Annotated in this window: 24 protein-coding genes; 23 read left to right on the top strand and 1 reads right to left on the bottom strand. The window is 39.7% G+C overall.

Annotated elements, in window-relative coordinates; translation table 11 throughout:
- Positions 1 to 239 precede the first annotated feature (239 nt).
- From V7266_RS15870 to rsmI, 10 genes are all read left to right on the top strand, one after another.
- Positions 240 to 443, top strand: coding sequence for a sigma factor G inhibitor Gin (locus tag V7266_RS15870; RefSeq protein ID WP_335468941.1), 204 nt, complete (start codon positions 240 to 242; stop codon positions 441 to 443).
- A gap of 95 nt (positions 444 to 538) precedes the next feature.
- The gene (locus tag V7266_RS15865) at positions 539 to 1981 is read left to right on the top strand and encodes an aminotransferase class I/II-fold pyridoxal phosphate-dependent enzyme (RefSeq protein ID WP_335468940.1); all 1443 of its coding nucleotides are present in this window, start codon (positions 539 to 541) and stop codon (positions 1979 to 1981) included.
- A gap of 26 nt (positions 1982 to 2007) precedes the next feature.
- Positions 2008 to 2640 (top strand): dTMP kinase, encoded by a 633-nt coding sequence (tmk, locus tag V7266_RS15860; protein WP_335468939.1) that lies wholly within the window; start codon positions 2008 to 2010, stop codon positions 2638 to 2640.
- An 84-nt stretch (positions 2641 to 2724) separates the two neighbouring features.
- The gene (locus V7266_RS15855) at positions 2725 to 3054 is read left to right on the top strand and encodes a cyclic-di-AMP receptor (RefSeq protein WP_335468937.1); all 330 of its coding nucleotides are present in this window, start codon (positions 2725 to 2727) and stop codon (positions 3052 to 3054) included.
- Between the two features lie 24 nt (positions 3055 to 3078).
- A complete protein-coding gene (holB, locus tag V7266_RS15850) occupies positions 3079 to 4086 on the top strand; it encodes a DNA polymerase III subunit delta' (RefSeq protein WP_335468935.1) in 1008 nt (335 codons plus the stop codon).
- Positions 4079 to 4906: a PSP1 domain-containing protein gene (locus V7266_RS15845; protein WP_335468934.1), complete on the top strand. Its 828-nt coding sequence runs from the start codon at positions 4079 to 4081 to the stop codon at positions 4904 to 4906. The genes holB and V7266_RS15845 overlap by 8 nt, the downstream gene beginning before the upstream one ends.
- A 12-nt stretch (positions 4907 to 4918) precedes the next feature.
- Positions 4919 to 5293, top strand: coding sequence for a DNA replication initiation control protein YabA (gene yabA / locus V7266_RS15840; protein ID WP_335468932.1), 375 nt, complete (start codon positions 4919 to 4921; stop codon positions 5291 to 5293).
- A gap of 245 nt (positions 5294 to 5538) precedes the next feature.
- Positions 5539 to 6279, top strand: coding sequence for a tRNA1(Val) (adenine(37)-N6)-methyltransferase (locus V7266_RS15835; RefSeq protein WP_335468931.1), 741 nt, complete (start codon positions 5539 to 5541; stop codon positions 6277 to 6279).
- Positions 6269 to 6553 (top strand): GIY-YIG nuclease family protein, encoded by a 285-nt coding sequence (locus V7266_RS15830; RefSeq protein WP_335468930.1) that lies wholly within the window; start codon positions 6269 to 6271, stop codon positions 6551 to 6553. The genes V7266_RS15835 and V7266_RS15830 overlap by 11 nt, the downstream gene beginning before the upstream one ends.
- Positions 6531 to 7412, top strand: coding sequence for a 16S rRNA (cytidine(1402)-2'-O)-methyltransferase (rsmI, locus tag V7266_RS15825; protein ID WP_335468929.1), 882 nt, complete (start codon positions 6531 to 6533; stop codon positions 7410 to 7412). Before V7266_RS15830 ends, rsmI begins: the two co-directional genes overlap by 23 nt.
- A 37-nt stretch (positions 7413 to 7449) precedes the next feature.
- Here rsmI and V7266_RS15820 read toward each other — a convergent pair whose 3' ends face one another.
- Positions 7450 to 7734 carry an AbrB/MazE/SpoVT family DNA-binding domain-containing protein gene (locus tag V7266_RS15820; RefSeq protein WP_335468928.1) on the bottom strand — a complete coding sequence of 95 codons (285 nt, stop codon included), beginning with the start codon at positions 7732 to 7734 and terminating at the stop codon, positions 7450 to 7452.
- A gap of 477 nt (positions 7735 to 8211) precedes the next feature.
- Between V7266_RS15820 and metG the strand changes: the two genes are divergently transcribed.
- From metG to glmU, 13 genes are all read left to right on the top strand, one after another.
- Positions 8212 to 10170, top strand: a complete 1959-nt coding sequence (gene metG / locus V7266_RS15815; RefSeq protein WP_335468927.1) for a methionine--tRNA ligase — start codon at positions 8212 to 8214, stop codon at positions 10168 to 10170.
- Between the two features lie 162 nt (positions 10171 to 10332).
- Positions 10333 to 11100 carry a TatD family hydrolase gene (locus V7266_RS15810; protein ID WP_335468926.1) on the top strand — a complete coding sequence of 256 codons (768 nt, stop codon included), beginning with the start codon at positions 10333 to 10335 and terminating at the stop codon, positions 11098 to 11100.
- Positions 11101 to 11337: 237 nt separating this feature from the next.
- Positions 11338 to 12519: a ubiquitin-like domain-containing protein gene (locus V7266_RS15805; RefSeq protein ID WP_335468944.1), complete on the top strand. Its 1182-nt coding sequence runs from the start codon at positions 11338 to 11340 to the stop codon at positions 12517 to 12519.
- A 208-nt stretch (positions 12520 to 12727) separates the two neighbouring features.
- Positions 12728 to 13288, top strand: a complete 561-nt coding sequence (rnmV, locus tag V7266_RS15800; RefSeq protein ID WP_335468925.1) for a ribonuclease M5 — start codon at positions 12728 to 12730, stop codon at positions 13286 to 13288.
- Complete coding sequence (gene rsmA, locus V7266_RS15795) at positions 13281 to 14159, top strand: 16S rRNA (adenine(1518)-N(6)/adenine(1519)-N(6))-dimethyltransferase RsmA (protein WP_335468922.1); 879 nt, start codon at positions 13281 to 13283, stop codon at positions 14157 to 14159. Before rnmV ends, rsmA begins: the two co-directional genes overlap by 8 nt.
- Before the next feature lie 161 nt (positions 14160 to 14320).
- Entirely contained in the window at positions 14321 to 15208 is an 888-nt protein-coding gene (gene yabG / locus V7266_RS15790) for a sporulation peptidase YabG (protein WP_335468921.1), read from the top strand.
- A gap of 243 nt (positions 15209 to 15451) precedes the next feature.
- Positions 15452 to 15715 (top strand): biofilm formation stimulator Veg, encoded by a 264-nt coding sequence (veg, locus tag V7266_RS15785; RefSeq protein WP_007084178.1) that lies wholly within the window; start codon positions 15452 to 15454, stop codon positions 15713 to 15715.
- Between the two features lie 128 nt (positions 15716 to 15843).
- Positions 15844 to 16029 carry a small, acid-soluble spore protein, alpha/beta type gene (locus V7266_RS15780; protein ID WP_335468920.1) on the top strand — a complete coding sequence of 62 codons (186 nt, stop codon included), beginning with the start codon at positions 15844 to 15846 and terminating at the stop codon, positions 16027 to 16029.
- 308 nt (positions 16030 to 16337) lie between these two features.
- Entirely contained in the window at positions 16338 to 17207 is an 870-nt protein-coding gene (gene ispE / locus V7266_RS15775; RefSeq protein WP_335468943.1) for a 4-(cytidine 5'-diphospho)-2-C-methyl-D-erythritol kinase, read from the top strand.
- 56 nt (positions 17208 to 17263) lie between these two features.
- Positions 17264 to 18091, top strand: coding sequence for a pur operon repressor (gene purR / locus V7266_RS15770; RefSeq protein ID WP_335468918.1), 828 nt, complete (start codon positions 17264 to 17266; stop codon positions 18089 to 18091).
- A gap of 1 nt (position 18092) precedes the next feature.
- Positions 18093 to 18467 (top strand): 2-iminobutanoate/2-iminopropanoate deaminase, encoded by a 375-nt coding sequence (ridA, locus tag V7266_RS15765; protein ID WP_335468916.1) that lies wholly within the window; start codon positions 18093 to 18095, stop codon positions 18465 to 18467.
- A 411-nt stretch (positions 18468 to 18878) separates the two neighbouring features.
- A complete protein-coding gene (gene spoVG / locus V7266_RS15760; protein ID WP_003347151.1) occupies positions 18879 to 19169 on the top strand; it encodes a septation regulator SpoVG in 291 nt (96 codons plus the stop codon).
- A 207-nt stretch (positions 19170 to 19376) separates the two neighbouring features.
- Positions 19377 to 20750, top strand: a complete 1374-nt coding sequence (glmU, locus tag V7266_RS15755) for a bifunctional UDP-N-acetylglucosamine diphosphorylase/glucosamine-1-phosphate N-acetyltransferase GlmU (protein ID WP_335468915.1) — start codon at positions 19377 to 19379, stop codon at positions 20748 to 20750.
- Positions 20751 to 20757: the final 7 nt, after the last annotated feature.

The following is a 20757-nucleotide window of genomic DNA, read 5'->3' as shown; positions in this document are numbered from 1 at the left end:
TAGGACGTTGCCAGGCAAATTAGGGACAATCCGGAAGGATTGTCCTTTTTGCATTTTTAGTGGAAAAGAGGAGTAAAAAGCAAAAAGTACGAAGTGTTTTCAAAGAAAACACAAGTAGACATACACCCATTTAGGGGCATTAACATAAGATAATACAGGAGCCGGCTGAAAAGATTATTCAAAAAATTGTATACAAATCTGCGTTATCGGACAGAATGGATGTATGGAGGTGGAGGCGATTGAGTTCATTATTAGCACATAATCATCTTGAGGAAACATGCGTTATTTGTGAAAGTCTAAAACCAAAAGGCATACATCTATACACATCTTTTATTTGCACAGACTGCGAAAATGATTTAATTCATACAGATACAAATGATCCAAGATATAAATATTTCCTTAAGCAGCTTAAAAAGATTACTACACCTGAAATATTTTCATAATAAGTCCTTAAAGGGCTTTATTTTTTTGACGAAAAATAGGAAACTAAATAAAGTGATGTTAAAAAATGCTGTTTAATAGGCAAGGAAGATATAAGATGAAAAATCAATTGGACACACCTTTGTATAATGCCTTAAAGGGACACATAAGTAATAATCCTGTATCCTTTCATGTTCCCGGTCACAAATACGGTGAAATAGCTGCATATCAAGATGAGTTTTTTAAAGGAATATTAAAAATAGATGCAACAGAATTAACGGGCTTAGATGACCTGCATTCACCAGAAGGCCCGATTAGAGAAGCGGAAGAGCTTTTATCTGAGTTTTACAAGTCAAAAAAAAGCTTCTTTCTTGTGAATGGATCAACCGTAGGCAACCTGGCTATGATCATGGCGGCCTGCCCTGAGGATTCCACAGTTTTTGTTCAAAGAAACTGCCATAAGTCGGTATTAAATGCGCTGAAGCTAGCAAAAGTAAGGCCTGTATTTCTTGAGCCAGAAGTAAATCGGGAATGGAAGGTTGATGCAGGTATTAGCACTCAAACCGTACAAGAGGCCATTAACCAGTATCCTAATGCTAAAGCTATCATCTTAACTTACCCGAATTATTATGGGATGGTCTATGACTTAAAGGAAATCATTGATTTGGCCCATCATCATCATATTCCAGTATTGGTGGATGAGGCGCATGGACCGCATTTTGCCATTGGAGATCCTTTTCCGGCATCAGCACTGGATTTAGGGGCAGATTCTGTTGTTCATTCTGCACATAAGACACTTCCTGCGATGACGATGGGTTCTTTTTTACACGTTAATAGCAGCCTGATAAACTTGGAAAAGGTCAAGGAATATCTAGGGATATTTCAATCCAGCAGTCCTTCCTATCCGATTATGGCATCGCTTGACCTATCAAGACATTATTTATCTTCCTATAATAATGAGGACTTATCCTTTCTTCTATCAGAAATTAATTCTTTTAAAGAAGAATTAGCTAAGGTTGAAAAGATTAAAGTATTGGCATTTCCAAAAGGTTTAGGGGATATTCTTAGGATTACTATCCAATCAAGATGCGGCTTAAGTGGATTTGATTTACAAAAAAGATTCGAAGCGTTTGGAATATATACAGAATTAGCAGATCCATATAATGTCTTATTTATTCTTCCTCTATTAAAAAAGGGTCAATACTACCCCTTTAATGAAACGGTTGAAAAAATCAGCAGGGCAATTAATGATCTGGCGTTTGAAGATATAAAAGATGAATTACAATTAGGAGAACAAAGGATTTCGGAGTTAGCGATCAGTTATCGTGAAATGGAAGTACTAAGTGTGAAGCCGGCCCCAATAGAGAGGGCATTGGGATTAATTTGTGCACAGTCGATTATTCCGTATCCTCCAGGAATTCCATTGTTAATGAGAGGGGAAAGAATAACGAATAATAAGCTCTTCCAACTTAAAAATCTATTAGACACAGGTGCGAGGTTTCAAGGAGAGGACGATCTCTTAAAAGCAGGTTATATCAAGACATACAGTACGACAACATAAGAGTACTACATACTGGAGGTTTTATCTTGAAAGAAAAGGGAGTATTTATTACATTTGAAGGTCCAGATGGGGCTGGAAAAACAACCATTATAAATTTAATAGCCAAAGAGTTCCGATCTGCCTTATTGACTAGAGAACCCGGAGGCATTGAAATAGCGGAGCAAATCAGAAGAGTTATTTTAGATAAAGAAAATATTGCTATGGACCCGCGTACAGAAGCACTGCTATATGCTGCAGCAAGAAGGCAGCATTTAATTGAAAAAGTAAAACCTGCATTGCAGGAGGGAAAAGTGGTTCTATGCGACAGGTTTGTGGATAGTTCATTGGCTTATCAGGGGTATGCCCGCGGGCTGGGAATGGATGAGGTCTATGCAATTAATCAATTTGCCATTGAGGATTTGAGCCCAGAGCTGACTATTTATTTTGATATTGAACCAGAATTAGGATTGAAGCGAATTAATCGAAATAAAGGAAGAGAAGTAAACCGCCTTGACTTAGAAAATCTCGATTTCCATCATAAAGTCAGGGAAGGCTATCATTTGTTATTGAAGCGTTTCCCAGCTAGAATGGTTCGGGTTGATGCGTCAGGTACAATTGAAGAGGTCTATCAAAAAACACTAAGTATAATTAAAGAAAGATTAGCGGGAAAAAGCCTTTAGTATAAGGCTTTTTTTATTTTAGGTATCCCGGCAGATAACCTGTTATAATAAAAATAAAGGAAAAAAGAGGAGAGGGTGTTCCATATGAAACTCATCATCGCCGTCGTTCAAGATCAAGATAGCAATCGTTTATCTAAAGCGTTAGTAGATAATAATTTTAGAGCAACCAAACTAGCTAGTACAGGTGGTTTCTTGAAGTCGGGGAACACGACCTTTATGATAGGTACCGAGGATATCCGCGTAGAACGGGCTCTTCAAATTATCAAGGATAACTGCAAATCCAGAGATCAACTCGTTGCCCCTGTTTCGCCAATGGGAGGAAACGCTGACTCTTACGTCCCTTATCCAGTAGAGGTAGAGGTTGGCGGAGCAACTGTATTTGTGTTACCGATCGAACAATATATGCATTTTTAAGTTAATAGATAGCGAGTGATTAATTTGGTTAAAACATGGGGTCAACTACTAGAGCTGCAGCCGACTGTATTGAAAATGTTAAAAAACAGCTTATTAAAAAATCGAGTGGCCCATGCATATCTTTTTGAAGGCATGAGAGGGACTGGGAAAAAGGAAATAGCTCTATTACTAACAAAATCTTTATTTTGTGAACAGTTAGTAGAAGATTATAAACCTTGTGAATCATGTAATAACTGCCTTCGAATCAATAATGGAAATCATCCTGATGTTCATATTGTCGAGCCGGACGGATTATCGATTAAAGTGGAGCAGATTCGGAACCTGCAGGCAGAGTTTTCAAAAAAGGGTGTAGAATCTCAAAATAAAGTTTACGTAATCTCTCATGCTGATAAAATGAGCGTGAGTGCATCTAATAGCTTGCTAAAATTTCTTGAGGAACCAAATCCGGGCACGGTAGCTTTTCTTTTAACTGAGCAAGTCCAACAGCTGCTTCCGACCATTTTATCTAGATGCCAGGTATTAGTATTCCAACCGTTAGCACCTCAGATGATGATCAAACAATTAATAGAAAACGGTGTTCATCCTGCTAAAGCCCCATTACTAGCACAGTTAACCAATAATTTGGAAGAAGCTCTCAAATTAAATGTTGATGAATGGTTTGCACAAGCCCAAAAAATAGTGGTAAAATTATATGAGGTGTTAAAAAAAAATCCATTGGAAGCGTTGGTTACACTCCAGGGGGATTGGTTTTTACACTTTAAAGAAAAAGAGCAGATTCAACGTGGTTTAGATCTTTTACTTCTAATCTTTAAAGATTTATTATATATACAATTGGATAGGCAGGAGCAGCTTGTTTTTGTAGAGGAGAATGAGCGGTTAAGACAATATGCCCTGCAAACATCTGGACGGCGCTTATCGGATCAAATGTCAGCTATTCTTGATGCTAAAAGGAAGCTGCAGGCAAATATGAATCCTCAGCTGATGATGGAACAGCTTGTGTTAAAATTGCAGGAGGGATCTTCATTTGTATGATGTTGTAGGAGTACGCTTTAAAAAAGCGGGGAAAATCTATTATTTTGATCCGGGAGACCTCTCAATTGAAAAGGATGACTTTGTCATTGTCGAAACAGTCCGCGGTGTAGAATATGGGAGAGCAGTGATTGCCCGTAAACAGGTTGAGGAACATGATGTGGTCCTTCCGTTAAAAAAGGTGGTCAGAATTGCTGACCAAAAGGATCGAATGATTGTTGAGGAAAATAAGCAGGCGGCTCAAGAAGCCTATGAGGTTTGCAGCGAGAAGGTAAATGAACATCAGCTGGATATGAAACTAGTCGATGTTGAATATACATTTGATCGAAACAAGGTAATCTTTTATTTTACAGCAGATGGAAGGGTTGATTTCCGAGAGCTTGTAAAAGATTTAGCAGCCATTTTTCGGACTCGCATTGAGCTGCGTCAAATTGGTGTCCGTGATGAAGCAAAAATGCTTGGCGGTATTGGACCTTGTGGAAGAATGTTATGCTGTTCCACTTTTCTAGGTGATTTTGATCCTGTCTCCATTAAAATGGCAAAGGACCAAAATCTTTCATTGAATCCAACAAAGATTTCCGGACTATGCGGGAGACTAATGTGCTGCTTAAAATATGAAAATGATGAATATGAGTCTGCTAAAGAAGCTTTGCCTGATTTAGGGGAAATCATTGAAACGCCACAGGGTAAAGGAAAAGTGGTTGGATTAAATATATTAGAGCGGGTACTTCAGGTTGAACTAAAGGAACAAGAACGGGTTCTGGAGTATACTTTGGATGAAATCATTAAAGAAGGTGCCTTTTCTATACAATCCACAGATTAAGAGGTGGAAGCCGTGGATAAAAAGGAAATTTTTGAATCAGTAAGTAATATGGAAACACAGATTGGCCATCTTTACCAGCAATTAGGGGAATTAAAGCAGCATTTAGCCGAGATACTAGAAGAGAATCATTATTTAAAGCTCGAGAATGAGCATTTAAGGCGCCGTTTAGATGTAACCACGGAAGAAGAGAAGCAAGAAACGGAAATGAAGCCGGGTACTGCAGCTGCTGTGGAAACTCGAGGTGGAAAGCATTTTGATGTTGGTGAAGGATATGATAATCTCGCAAGACTTTATCAAGAGGGATTTCATATTTGTAATCTTCACTTCGGCAGCTTGCGTAAAGAAGGCGATTGTTTATTTTGTCTTTCTTTTCTTAATAAGAAATAACCTTAAGAGGCTGTTAGATGCAGCCTCTATTTTCATAGAAAAAAGGTTAAAAATTGACTTTGAACATTGTCCAGCTCCAGCATCCAGCGGCTAGTGCCCTTCGCGCATCTCCCTACGATAAGTCAACATCGAATCGCTTTCGCTCTTCGTGTTTCCTTTATCTCAGTCGATGCACTCCAGGCCATACGCCGCTAAACGGATGCTTGCGCTTTTCTTATATCATTATTAGTTAGGATGGATCGTTAGTGGTAATTTTAAAAGAAGATGAACGGCTTGATTATTTACTCGCTGAGAAGCTTCGAATTATTCAAAGCCCAACGGTATTTGCTTTTTCTCTCGACGCCGTTTTGCTGGCTCGATTTGTTTATGTGCCGATTCAAAAAGGAAATTTAATCGATCTCTGCAGCGGTAATGGAGTGATTCCTTTATTTTTAAGTGCAAGGACAAAGGGAAATATCGTAGGTGTGGAAATACAAGAGCGTTTATATGATATGGCAGTCCGAAGTATTGAATACAATGGCTTACAAGACCGATTAAATATGATTCATGGCGATATTAAAGAAATGCCTGGAGCGTTAGGCCATGGGAAATTCGATGTGGTTACCTGTAATCCCCCGTACTTTACAACTCCTTCAAAGGAAGAAATAAATCCTAATGAGCATTTAGCCATTGCCCGGCATGAAATTCTTTGCACGCTTGAAGATGCCATTAAGGCTTCTAGTCAGTTAGTCCGACAGGGCGGCAAGGTTGCTTTTGTTCATCGTCCTGGCCGCCTAATTGATATCATAACATTAATGCGGAAGTACAGGCTTGAACCAAAACGAATTCAGTTTGTCTATCCAAAGCAAGGAAAGGAAGCGAATATCCTTTTAGTAGAAGCGATAAAAGACGGCAGTCCGGATTTGAAAATACTGCCTCCGCTAATTGTTTATAATGAAGATGATGAATACACTCCTGAAATCAGAGGGATTTTATATGGAGAGTAACGGCCACTATTTTTATGTCTTGACGTGCAGAGATGGAAGTCTTTATGGCGGCTATACAAACGATCTTTACCGTCGGATTGAGCAGCATAATGAAGGCAAGGGGGCAAAATATACACGGGGCAGAGGACCAGTCAGATTAACCTATTATCAAGTCTTTGCAAGCAAAGGGGAGGCCTTAAGGGCCGAATATCAGTTTAAGCAATTAACAAGAAAGAAAAAGCTGGAGTATTTATTGAGAGCAGGTGAGTTGGATGTGGCAGCAGAAAAGTTTTGAGAACGAAGCAGATAAAGGGATTCTTTACCTTGTTCCTACTCCAATAGGAAATCTAGAGGACATGAGCTTTCGAGCGATTCGAATCTTGAAAGAGGCAGATTTGATTGCTGCAGAGGATACGAGAAATACAAAAAAACTGTGTAATTACTTTGAAATTGATACCCAGATTGTCAGCTATCATGAACACAATAAAGAAACCAGTGGGGAAAAATTGATCGAAAAGGTCAAGCAAGGATTAAGAGTTGCTCTAGTCAGTGATGCCGGAATGCCCGCCATTTCTGACCCAGGATATGAGCTAGTCCAGGCTGCAATTAGTGAACAAGTAGCGGTGGTTCCGTTACCAGGGGCAAATGCAGCAATAACTTCATTAATTGCTTCAGGAATAACTTGTCAGCCCTTTTATTTTTATGGATTTTTACATCGGAACAAGAAAGAAAAGCGGGCCGAATTAGAGGTTCTGAGGAAACAAAAGGCTACCTTAATATTTTATGAATCACCGCATCGTTTAAAAGAAACCTTAGCCATTATGATTGAGGTTCTTGGTAACCGAGCGATTGTGATTTGCCGGGAATTAACAAAGAAATATGAAGAGTTTATTCGGGGAACCCTTGAAGAAGTGAACAATTGGGCACAATCCAATGAAATCCGCGGGGAATTTTGTTTGATTGTAGAAGGTACAGATATACTAGAAGAGGAAGAAGAAATAAGCTGGTGGCAGAATTTATCAGTGGATGAGCATGTCAATTACTACATAACGGAAAAAAATATTTCCTCAAAAGATGCTATTAAGCAAACAGCTAAAGACCGAAGTTTAAACAAACGCGAGGTCTATCAGGCCTATCATATTGATGAACATTAAAAAACTCCAGCACGATTTCGTGCTGGAGCATTATTTTTTATTTTGCAAGTTCAAAGTTCTTTTGAATTTCTTCTATTAATTGTTCTGCACCTTCACGGCTAAGAATTAATTTCCCGCCTGCAAGAGCCATGTTATCATCAGAAACTTCACCAGTTACTTGGCAAGTCATATTTGGCTTGTATTTTTTCAAGATAATACGCTCATCATCAACATAGATCTCAAGCGCATCCTTTTCTGCGATACCAAGTGTACGTCTTAATTCGATCGGAATAACTACGCGGCCTAACTCATCAACTTTACGAACAATACCTGTAGATTTCATTTACTATTCTCCTCCTCATAAACACTTAAAATATTTATCTATTTTCTCTTTCGGATTCGTCATTATTCGACAAATTTCTTATATTTCCATAATACCAGTACTTCCCATATCCGTCAATTACTTTATTTTAAAAAGTAATGGTGAAAATTTTTCCAGTCATGAGTTTGTTTATATATCAAGGATTGTTATAGATAGTTAGTTTAAAGTGTAAGTTTTTAATATTATTGTATTGGAAAAAATCCTTTGTCATAAAACAACCTTTATTCGACAAAGTTCTACATAATGCTACTATCTTCTATATATTTCGCTGATTTTGCAGTCATTATGGGTGTAAAAGGAAAAAATTTTAAGAAACTGGAAGTCTAGCAATAGGCTTTCTTGCACAAAAGTTTATTTTTCGGTATATTTTGATGATAGAAGCGTTAAAAAAAGGCAATAATGGTTTAATGGGATTTGCATTGTTTAGGAGGGAATATGATGGAGGAAAAGTCAAAAACTTTTTATTTAACCACACCAATTTATTATCCAAGTGGGAATTTACATATTGGGCATGCGTATACCACAGTGGCTGGTGATGCCATGGCCCGTTATAAGCGTATGCGCGGTTTTGATGTGATGTATCTTACGGGTACGGATGAACACGGACAAAAAATCCAGCGCAAGGCGGAGGAAATGGGTGTCACCCCACAACAATATGTAGATGAGATTGTCGGAGGTATCAAGGACCTTTGGAATAAGCTTGATATTTCGTATGATGATTTTATTCGGACAACGGAAGATAGACATAAACAGGTAGTAGAAAAAATCTTTGCTAAACTTCTCGAGCAAGGTGACATCTATCTTGATCAGTATGAGGGCTGGTATTGCACACCTTGTGAATCCTTTTTTACGGATCGTCAGCTGGTAGACGGGCACTGTCCTGATTGCGGCCGACCTGTAGAAAAGGTAAAAGAAGAATCATACTTTTTTAGAATGAGCAAGTATGTGGACAGGCTTTTACAATATTACGAGGAAAACCCGGAGTTCATCCAGCCGGAATCGCGTAAAAATGAAATGATTAATAACTTCATTAAGCCTGGTCTTGAGGATTTGGCAGTATCAAGAACAACTTTTGATTGGGGAATTAAAGTACCTGGAAATCCTAAGCATGTCATCTACGTATGGATCGACGCACTTTCCAATTATATAACCGCGCTTGGATATGGTACGGAGAATGATACCAAATATAAGAATTACTGGCCAGCAGATGTTCATCTTGTAGGTAAAGAAATTGTCCGTTTTCACACAATCTATTGGCCAATTATGTTAATGGCGCTTAATTTACCACTACCAAAGAAGGTATTTGCACATGGCTGGTTGTTGATGAAGGACGGAAAAATGTCGAAATCAAAGGGCAATGTTGTAGACCCGGTTACGTTAATTGACCGCTATGGCCTTGATGCCCTCCGCTACTATTTACTACGAGAAGTACCATTCGGGGCAGATGGAGTCTTTACACCAGAAGGATTTGTGGAAAGAATTAATTTTGACCTGGCTAATGACCTAGGTAATTTATTAAACCGGACAGTGGCGATGATTGAAAAGTATTTTGCTGGCGTGATTCCTGATTATACTGGCTCTGTTGGCGAATTTGATGAATCGCTGCTCCAGGTAAACCGTGAAACCGTTGCAAAATATGAAGAAGCAATGGAAAAAATGGAATTCTCCGTGGCCTTAACTTCTATCTGGCAATTAGTCAGTCGGACAAATAAGTACATTGACGAAACACAACCATGGACATTGGCTAAAAATGAAGAGCAAAAAGGAGAACTTGCTAGTGTAATGGTTCACTTGGCTGAATCTTTACGTCGTACTGCAATCCTATTAAAGCCATTTTTAACTCGTACGCCTAATGGGATTTTCACACAATTGGGCATTCAAGATGAGGGATTGAAAACATGGGAGAGTCTCGAAAGCTTTGGCAAGATTCCAAGTGGAGTTAAGGTACAAAAGGATGCTCCATTATTCCCAAGATTAGAAATTGCTGAGGAAGTAGAATTCATCAAAACAAAAATGCAAGGAAACACACTGGTGATAGAAGAAAAGAAAGAAGAAGAAAAACCAGAGGAACTTGCGGAAATCTCTATCGATGATTTCATGAAGGTGGATTTACGTGTTGCTGAGGTAATTCAAGCAGAGCCGGTAAAAAAGGCAGATAAACTGCTGAAGCTTCAGTTAGATTTAGGTTATGAAAAGCGTCAAGTTGTTTCTGGGATTGCTCAATACTATAAGCCAGAAGAGCTTGTAGGCCGGAAAGTAATTTGTATTACCAACCTAAAGCCGGTAAAACTTCGTGGTGAATTATCACAAGGAATGATTTTAGCAGGATCACAAGATGGTCAGCTTTCAATCGCTACCGTCGATCAAACCCTGCCAAATGGATCGAAGGTAAAATAATTATAGACAAAAGCGCCCAAATTGGGCGCTTTTTAATTCGAAAAATGTCAGGCTTTGTTTTTTGATGTTTCACGTGAAACATTTATATGATGTTTTTTGACATTATCATATCGGAAGTACACAATTGATAGAAATAAATAAAAAAGAGGGGTTTTGATTCGTATGTTATTCGACACACATGCACATTTAAATGACACGCAATATAACGAAGACCTTGAAGAGGTTATCGAGAGGGCCGAAAATGAGGGAGTTACCAATATGGTCATTGTAGGTTTTGACCGTCCTACAATTCAAAGAGCAATGGAATTAGTCGAAAACTATGACTTTATGTATGCCTGCGTTGGCTGGCATCCAGTTGATGCGATTGACATGACAGATGAAGACCTCACATGGATTGAGGAATTGGCTGCACACCCTAAGGTTGTTGCCTTAGGAGAGATGGGGTTAGATTACCATTGGGACAAGTCACCGAAGGATATCCAGCAGGAGGTTTTCCGCCGGCAAATCCGCTTAGCTAAAAAAGTGAAACTGCCAATTGTCATCCATAATCGTGAGGCAACTGCCGATATCGTTGAGATTTTAAAAGAAGAAGGGGCAGAAGAAGTAGGAGGGATTATGCACTGCTTTAGCGGCAGCCCTGAGGTGGCAAAAGAATGTGTGAAAATGAATTTCTATATTTCTTTGGGGGGCCCAGTTACCTTTAAAAATGCGAAAAAGCCAAAAGAAGTAGCTGCAGAAATTCCACTCGAGAAGCTGTTAATTGAAACAGACTGCCCATATTTAGCCCCTCACCCATATCGGGGGAAACGGAATGAACCAGGATATGTGAAGCTCGTTGCTGAACAAATTGCCGAAATAAAGGGATTGACATTGGAGGAAGTAGCTGAGGCCACGACACAAAATGCTAAGAAATTATTCGGCATAAAATGATAAGGGAATTTGTCGAAACGATAAGAAGCTTGTCCTAATTTTTTCTGATAACAAAAAGTTCTACATGTCTCCTTTTCCACATAGGATGACCGTGTCGATAAGTTTTTCTTTGCAAAGCTATAAAGGTTGTGCATAATTAGAACTACCTTCACAGGATTAGCAAGGATTAACAGCCGGCGTATGGTTCTCTATAATCTCTCCAAAGAAAAGGAGGCGTTTTTCATCGTATTCCAAAACATGAAAAACCTGTTTCCAAAGTCTTTGAGCGGGAGGTCATGGACCATCATATTTGCTAGTTTTGTAGTTTTGCTTACAACTCTGGGGATTTCCTTTTTTGAAGGCTCAAAGAATACTGTAGCAATGACACTCAATGGCAAGCAGATGGTTGTGAACACACATGCAGATACCATCAGGGAACTATTAGATGAACTGGATGTACCCCTCAAGTCCAAAGACTACCTGTATCCACAAGCAGCTTCAAGGGTTAAGGATGACCTGAAGGTTACTTGGAAACAGGCGAACATGGTTCACATTGTCAAAGACAACGAGAAGAAAACGATCTGGACTACAGCCAATACTGTGGCTGGACTCCTAAAAGAGCAGAAGATTGTACTAAAAGAACACGATCAAATTTCACCAAATCCACAAACAGCAATTAAAGATAAGATGAATCTAAAGCTGAATATTGCGCTTCATCTTACATATGTGGACGGCGGGAAGACGCAAAAGGTTTGGACCACTTCGACTACGGTCGCTGACTTTTTAACACATCATGGCATCAAACTAAATGAATTAGATCGCGTTGAACCGCCATTAAAAGCAAACATACCAGAGAATGGTGTTGTCAACGTCATTCGAGTAGAAAAGGTCACCGATGTAGTGGAAGAACCCGTTCAATTTGCTGTGGTAACGAAAAAGGATGATAGTTTACAAAAAGGGCAGGAAAAAGTCATTGCTCCTGGAAGGCATGGACGTATTTCAAAGCAGTATGAAGTCGTCCTAGAAAATGGTAAAGAAGTATCTAGAAAATTGATCAACGAGCAAAATATCGTACAGAAACAAGATAAAATTGTGGCTGTCGGTACGAAGGATTTGGCGTTACAGGTATCCCGCGGTGAGACTCCGCAGGGAAAGGAGTTTTATGTGACGGCAACAGCGTATACGGCTTATTGTAATGGCTGCTCCGGACGTACAGCTACAGGCCTTAATCTCCGGGCTAATCCGAATATGAAAGTAATCGCGGTGGACCCAAGGATTATACCGCTTGGTTCGAAAGTGTATGTGGAAGGCTACGGATATGCTGTGGCTGCCGATACAGGCGGAGCCATTAAAGGGTATATTATTGATTTATTAGTCCCATCAAATGAGGATGCATATCGCTGGGGGCGTAAAAAAGTAAAGATTACAGTCCTAAATTAATTTTCTCGGGTGCAGAGGATTTCATTCCTCTGCATTTTGCATTTTTACTAAAATTCTTTATACTAACAACGGATACTAGCTTTAATTTTCTATCAGGTCGGATACTTTATTGTATGAAATCACTCAATAATATAGACGAGGGACATTACAAAAATGTTTCAATTTTTTCATTATTAATTTTATTATTACGGAGGCTTTTATTTTTAACATGAAAATTCAAGAAATCATTGTTGTTGAGGGAAAAGACGATACAACCAGGATAAAACGAGCTGTGGATGCGGATACCATCGAAACGAACGGCTCGGCTGTCAACGAAACTACGATTGAAAAAATTAAACGTGCCCAAGCGACTCGAGGGGTAATTATTTTTACCGATCCGGATTTTCCTGGTGAAAAAATCAGAAAAACCATAGCTGCAGCTGTTCCTGGCTGTAAACATGCCTTTTTGCCGAAGGAAGCAGCGATTGCTAAAGGCGGCAAGGGACTGGGGGTAGAACATGCTAGCCCGGAGGATATAAGAGAAGCGTTAAAGGATGCTCAAATTATGCACGAGTTGGTTTTGGAGGAAATTACCCAGGAGGATTTAATTACGGCCGGTCTAATTGGCGGTGAAGGCTCGAAGGAGCGAAGAATTTTGCTGGGCAAGCTTTTAAAAATTGGTTATACAAACGGAAAACAGCTTCATAAGCGATTAATGATGTTTCGTATCAGCAAGCAAGAATTCGCGGAAGCAATAAGTGTTATACGTCAGGAGGAACAGAATGGATAAGGATATCGCAACACCGGTCAGAACGAGAGCAATTCTCGAAAAATACGGTTTTTCTTTTAAGAAAAGCCTGGGGCAGAATTTTTTAATTGATACAAACATATTAAAGAAAATAGTCAGCTTTGCAGATTTAACCGAAAATTCTGGTGCCATTGAAATTGGTCCCGGGATTGGTGCTCTTACAGAGCAGCTGGCTCGTTCTAGCAAAAAGGTAATTGCATTTGAAATCGATCAAAGATTGCTGCCTATTTTGCAGGATACATTATCACCTTATGAAAATGTGAAGGTTATACATAATGATGTGCTGCAAGCAGATGTTCGTATGGTGATGGAGGAGGAATTTCAGGGGACTCATGATATTATGGTGGTCGCCAATCTCCCTTATTATGTAACAACCCCTATCATTATGAAACTCCTTGAGGACCGGCTGCCGATTCGCGGGATTGTTTGTATGCTGCAAAAAGAAGTGGCAGACCGAATCTCTGCTAAGCCTGGGACAAAGGATTATGGTTCGCTCTCCATTGCTGTTCAATATTACACCGAAGCAGAGACCGTGATGATTGTTCCAAAAACTGTTTTTGTCCCGCAGCCCAATGTGGACTCTGCCGTGATTAGATTAACGAAACGAGCGAAGCCTGCAGTTGTGGTAAAGGATGAGAATTTCTTCTTCCAGGTGACAAAGGCCAGCTTTGCCCAAAGAAGAAAGACGATCTTAAATAATTTAACGAGTCAGCTTCCGGATGGAAAACAGAAAAAGGAGGAAATTCTCGCGGCTCTAAATGCTAGCGGGATTGATCCTGGCCGAAGGGGAGAAACACTTTCTCTAACAGAATTTGGTCAATTAGCTGATGAACTTTATTCATTCTTTCATTAAAATTTTATCCTCATGATGTATCATGAGGATATTTTTTTCCTCAAATGCCCACATCTTATGCATCAAATTTCCTAAATTTTTAACAAGGACAACATTCCCTGCATAGCCTATAAAAGAACCCATCATAAAAGGACTAAGAGGGTCTTATTGGAGTGACGGCAGTGGATATAAAGATAACGGATATTGTCGGAAGAAAATCGTATAACTGTGATCTCATGTTCCGAGTTATCGATATTCAAAATATAAATCACCAGAAGGTAGCGATCCTCTATGGAGAGGATTTCCGTCTAGTAGCAGATGCGCCATACACTGATTTGGTCATCCTTAATCAACATGAACGGACAAAACTTCAGCTAGAATATAGAACACTAGAAGAACAGTCACTAAAACTGTTTAGGCAGGATGCGAATTTAATCAAGCATCAGCAGGAATACGCAGCGACTAGCGGTTATGTAAAACCGAGCAGTTATTTTCAAATCCCTGGCAAGGTTCTTCACTTGGATGGTGATCCTGCCTATTTAAAAAAGTGTATGACTCTATATGAAAAAATAGGCATACCAGTGGTAGGGATCCATTGTAATGAAAAGGAAATGCCTGATAGGATTAGCGTCCTGATGGACCAATATCGTCCCGACATTCTGGTCGTTACAGGACACGATGCTTACTCGAAGGCAAAAGGCAAGATGTCAGATATTAATGCATACCGGCATTCAAGACATTTCGTCCAAACCGTTAGAGAGGCACGAAGAAAAGTTCCTCATTTGGATCAACTTGTCATCTTTGCCGGTGCCTGCCAATCCCATTTTGAATCGCTCATCCATGCAGGAGCAAATTATGCCAGTTCCCCATCAAGAATCAATATTCATGCACTTGACCCGGTTTATATAGTCGCAAAAATAAGTTTTACCCCGTTTATGGAACGCATCAATGTATGGGATGTATTAAGGAATACCCTGACTGGTGATAAGGGGCTTGGAGGGATAGAAACTAGGGGGGTACTTCGTACAGGAATGCCTTACCGTCCTATCATAGAAGAGGAGGAGGAATAAGTCTATTAGAGAAGTGGAGCTGAAGAATATTCATCATTAGCTCCTCTTTTTCTAATAGACCATAATTTTAAAAAAATTAATACATATTAAACCTGCATTAAGGCAACGATAACTATGTTGAAAAATAGAAGAAAAAGTAGAACAAAAAATATTGACAATCATTTTGTTGGACTGATATAATTTATATTTTTGTTTGACAGAACTATGTCAGTGTGTTATACTTTACACAGTGAGGTGGACCGAATGCCAAAAACCTTAGCCGATATAAAAAAGGCTCTCGACACAAATTTGGGAAAAAGATTATTGCTGAAAGCCAACGGTGGACGCAGGAAAACAATCGAACGTTCTGGAGTTTTAGCAGAGACTTACCCGTCTGTTTTTGTTATTGAATTAGATCAAGATGAAAATTCGTTTGAGCGTGTTTCATACAGCTATGCGGACGTTCTTACAGAAACAGTTCAAATTACTTTCTATGATGATGCAGCAGGACATGTAGCTTTAAGCTAGTATATAAGCAATTGGTGGCAGTAAACGAAGGTTTACTGCTTTTTGCTGTATAAAAATTCAAAAATGTTCATGAAAATAAATAATCTTTTACATACTAAGAATGCTGTGGGATGAAAGGGGTTGTTTAGATGGGCCGTAGAAGAGGAATCATGTCTCATCGATTTAAAGAGGAGCTGGCAAAGGAACTTGGCTTTTATGATGTGGTCCAGAAAGAAGGCTGGGGCGGTATCCGTGCGAAGGATGCAGGGAACATGGTCAAGCGTGCTATCGAACTCGCGCAGCAGCAGCTAGTCAATCAAAAACACCAATCTTAACTTACACCACAGCTTGGTCAGTGCGAGAGTCATTTGCACTGGCCTTTTTTTGTCAAGCTCCATCGTCCGGGGCAGAGGGATTAAGATCCTAAGGAACTGTTCAAGGTACTTCACCTTTCATTTTGTCGAAAAAGTGGCTTTTTTCGACGTAAAACGACTGATATAATAATAAAATTGGAGAGATATCTCATATCGTACGTCTTACATTTATCTTTTTGTGGTAAAATAGGACAAAATGTGGAATTTTGGAATCGTATGCAGAAGCACCCAATGGGTACTTATTGGACAAAACAAAAGTAGGTGACGTAGTGAAGGTTTTAGTCAAAGCACCGGCTAAAATAAACTTAGCATTAGATGTTTTACATAAACGCCCCGATGGCTATCATGAGGTTGAAATGATCATGACGACAATTGATTTGGCCGACCGGGTAGAACTTACCTTACTCGAACAAGATAAAATACATATTCTTTCTCATAATCGCTATGTGCCGGATGATCAGCGTAATTTAGCTTATCAAGCAGCACAACTGATAAAGGATCGTTTTAATGTAAAGAAAGGTGTTCTGATCTCAATTGAAAAAACCATTCCGGTGGCAGCCGGCTTAGCTGGTGGCAGCAGTGATGCTGCAGCAACCTTAAGGGGATTGAACAAGCTGTGGGGCCTTGGCTTAAGTTTGGATGAACTAGCTGCGCTCGGAAGCGAAATCGGCTCAGATGTTTCCTTTTGTGTCTACGGAGGCACAGCCCTGGCAAAAGGCCGTGGTGAAATTATTAAAGAACTTCCGACGCCGCCAACATGCTGGGTTATTTTAGCAAAGCCGTTTATTGGGGTTTCAACAGCTGAGGTTTATCGCCGGCTTGATCTTAATGGTACAAGACACCCGAATATCTATGGGATGATCCAAGCTATTAAAGAACATGACTACCAACGTGTTTGCGATAACGTCGGTAACGTCCTTGAAGGTGTAACGTTATCCCTACATCCGGAGGTTGCCCAAATTAAAGAGCAAATGAAACGCTTTGGTGCGGATGCGGTGTTAATGAGCGGAAGTGGTCCGACGGTATTTGGAATCGTGCAGCATGATTCGAGAATGCATCGAATTTATAATGGGTTAAGAGGTTTTTGCGACCAAGTTTTTGCAGTTCGCATGCTGGGAGAACGACATTCACTTGATTAAAGGCGTACAATAGTGATATCCTTTAATTAGAATATTCGGATTCTGGGAGGGTAGATATGAAATTTCGTCGCAGTGAACGTTTGATTGATATGACAAATTATTTACTGGATCATCCTCGCCAGCTTGTTCCGCTCACATTTTTTGCGGAACGATATGATTCAGCCAAGTCTTCGATTAGTGAAGATTTAGCAATTGTGAAGGAGACCTTTGAGCAGCGGGGAATTGGCACCTTGCAAACAGTACCGGGAGCTGCCGGTGGTGTGAAGTTTTTTGTAAAGGTTAGCCGGGAAAAAGCAGAACCATTTGTAAATGAACTTTGTCAGTTAATTGCGAATCCCGAACGGTTATTACCGGGTGGGTATTTATATTTAACTGATATTTTGGGTGATCCGCAAATTGTTCAGAAGGCCGGTCGAATTATTGCGTCTGCATATGCTGACACTAAAATTGACGTAGTCATGACGGTAGCAACCAAGGGGATTCCGCTGGCGTATGCAGTTGCCAGCCAATTAAATGTACCGGTTGTGATTGTTCGAAGAGACAGTAAAGTGACAGAAGGACCAACGGTTAGTATTAATTATGTTTCGGGTTCTGCTAAAAGGATTCAAACAATGGTACTTTCTAAAAAAAGCATGAGACAAGATTCTCGTGTCCTCATTGTGGATGATTTTATGAAAGCAGGCGGAACGGTAATGGGAATGATCAGCATGCTTGAGGAATTTAATTCCCAGCTTGCTGGAATTGCAGTGTTAGTGGAAGATGAAAAAATACAGGAACGGTTAGTGGATGAATATTTATCGCTGGTACAACTAGCCGATGTGGATGTAAAAGAAAAAAAGATTAGTGTACAAGCAGGGAATTATTTTAATATATGGAGGGGTTAACATGAAAGTAGTTCAAACCAATCAAGCACCGGCTGCCATTGGGCCTTATTCTCAGGGAATTGTCGTTAATAATTTATTCTATAGCTCTGGGCAAATTCCATTAACAGCTGAAGGAGTTATGGTAACAGGTGATGTGAAAGAACAGACTCATCAAGTATTTAAAAATTTACAAGCCGTATTAGCTGAAGCAGGAGCATCGCTTGAAACGGTTGTAAAGGCAACTGTTTTTATTAAAAACATGGATGAATTTGCGGATGTAAATGAAGTCTATGGTGAGTATTTCTCTGTACATAAACCAGCCCGCTCATGTGTAGAGGTAGCCCGTTTACCAAAAGATGCATTAGTTGAAATCGAAGTTGTAGCGCTCGTGAAGTAATTCGGGCGCTTTTTTTATGGACTCTATTAAACAAAATTGTGTTTTTATTGATACACTGTTGATTGGAGCGGAAGGCGATCGACTCCTGCGGGAGTACGGGGCAGGGGAGACCCCACAGGCGCTAATGCGCCGAGGAGGCTCCCCGGCACGCCCGCGGGTTTGCTGAGCGCCTGGAGCGGAAATCAACACTCATGTTTAACGAAACATTTAAAAATAATATCTAACATGGGCTCTTGTGCTTATTTCCTCGACTATTTTCTACTATTCATGTGTTGAAAACGCTTATTTTTACAAATGTTCACGGTTTTGCCCTAACTTTTCAAAAAAATTTTAAAATTCGAGGAGGATAATAGAATTAATTGTTGAATTTATTTAACTAGCATTTTATATAACAAAAAAGGGTGTGAGCACATGGAAGTAACTGACGTAAGATTACGCCGGGTAAATACGGATGGAAGAATGAGAGCGATTGCATCAATCACATTGGACAATGAATTTGTTGTTCACGATATCCGTGTTATTGACGGAAACAACGGTTTATTTGTAGCTATGCCAAGTAAACGTACTCCAGATGGAGAATTTCGTGACATTGCGCATCCAATCAATTCAGGAACACGCGGCAAAATCCAAGAAGCTGTTTTGGCTGAGTATCACCGCCTAGGCGAATTGGAAGTAGAGTTTGAAGAAGCCGGAGCTTCCTAAGGATTTTTACAACTAGGGCCTTTCTTCTATGAAGGCTCTTTTTATTGTTTCATACCCCTCAAAACAAACTCCCCAGACGACTCTCTATTGATAGCTTACATTCTACATAATATGACAAAATTAGACACTTTCCCATCATTCCTTGAAAAGCGAGTCCATTTACGTTAATATTTTTAATGGATAAAAAGGTAAATTGGAGGATTGAACATGCCTAATCGTTTTGCTGTGATTTTGGCTGCAGGGCAAGGAACGCGGATGAAATCTAAGCTTTATAAAGTTTTACACCCAGTGTGCGGTAAACCTATGGTTCAACATGTAGTCGATCAAATAACCAAGCTTAATATTAAGGAAATGGTCACAATCATTGGGCACGGGGCTGAAATGGTCCAAGCGCAATTAGGAGATAGAAGTCTCTATGCATTACAAAAAGAGCAGCTGGGCACAGCTCATGCAGTTATGCAGGCTCAAGCTATGCTTGAAGGAAAAGAAGGTATAACGATCGTTGTCTGCGGTGATACTCCATTAATTAAAGCCGAAACCATGGAGTCCTTATTTAAACACCATGAAGAATTGAAGGCAAAAGCAACTATTCTCACGGCTAAAATCGATAACCCAACCGGATATGGACGAATTATTCGAAATCAAGAGGGGCTAGTTGAAAAGATTGTCGAACATAAAGATGCAACAGAAGAAGAGCGGAAAATCAATGAAATTAACACAGGTACCTATTGTTTTGACAACAAGGCATTGTTTGAGGCTTTAAATAATGTATCTAATGATAATGTACAAGGGGAATACTACTTACCAGACGTGATTGAAATACTGAAGAAACAAGGTGAAGTGGTTACGGCATATCAAACCGGAGAATTTGAAGAAACATTAGGTGTAAATGACCGAGTTGCCTTAGCAGAAGCGGAAAAGATTATGCGTTCTCGAATCAATGAATCCCAGATGCGTAATGGGGTAACGATTATAGATCCTGCAAATACGTACATAGAAGCAGACGTTGAAATTGGGCAAGATACGGTGATCTATCCAGGAACCATCATAAAAGGTCAATCAAAAATTGGTTCGGAATGTGTAATTGGACCAAATTCTGAAATCGATACATGTGAAGTTGGGAATGAAACGGTTATTCGTCAATCTGCTGCTTTTAACAGTTCTATTGGTTCGTATGTTAATATAGGTCCATTTGCTCACATTCGCCCTGACTCCACCATTCTTGATGAGGTGAAAATTGGGAACTTTGTTGAGATTAAAAAGGCGGTTTTTGGGAAGGGAAGTAAAGCATCACATTTAAGCTATATTGGTGATGCGGAGGTAGGCAGTGATGTAAACATAGGCTGTGGTTCAATTACTGTGAATTACGATGGGAAGAATAAATACTTAACAAAAATTGAAGATGGAGTATTTATTGGCTGTAATTCAAATCTAGTTGCCCCAGTAACCATTAAAAAAGGATCCTATGTAGCTGCGGGTTCAACGATTACAAAGAATGTGCCTGAAGAAGCATTAGCCATTGCACGTGCGAAACAACTTAATAAAGAAGGCTACGTCGAGAAACTTAATCTTAAGAAATAAGCCATTT

Origin of the sequence: Neobacillus drentensis (assembly GCF_036965645.1) — a bacterium.
Classification (GTDB): Bacteria; Bacillota; Bacilli; order Bacillales; family Cytobacillaceae; genus Neobacillus; species Neobacillus drentensis_D.
The sequence above is the reverse complement of the archived record's forward strand: the minus strand, read 5'-3'. Positions and strand labels throughout refer to the sequence as shown.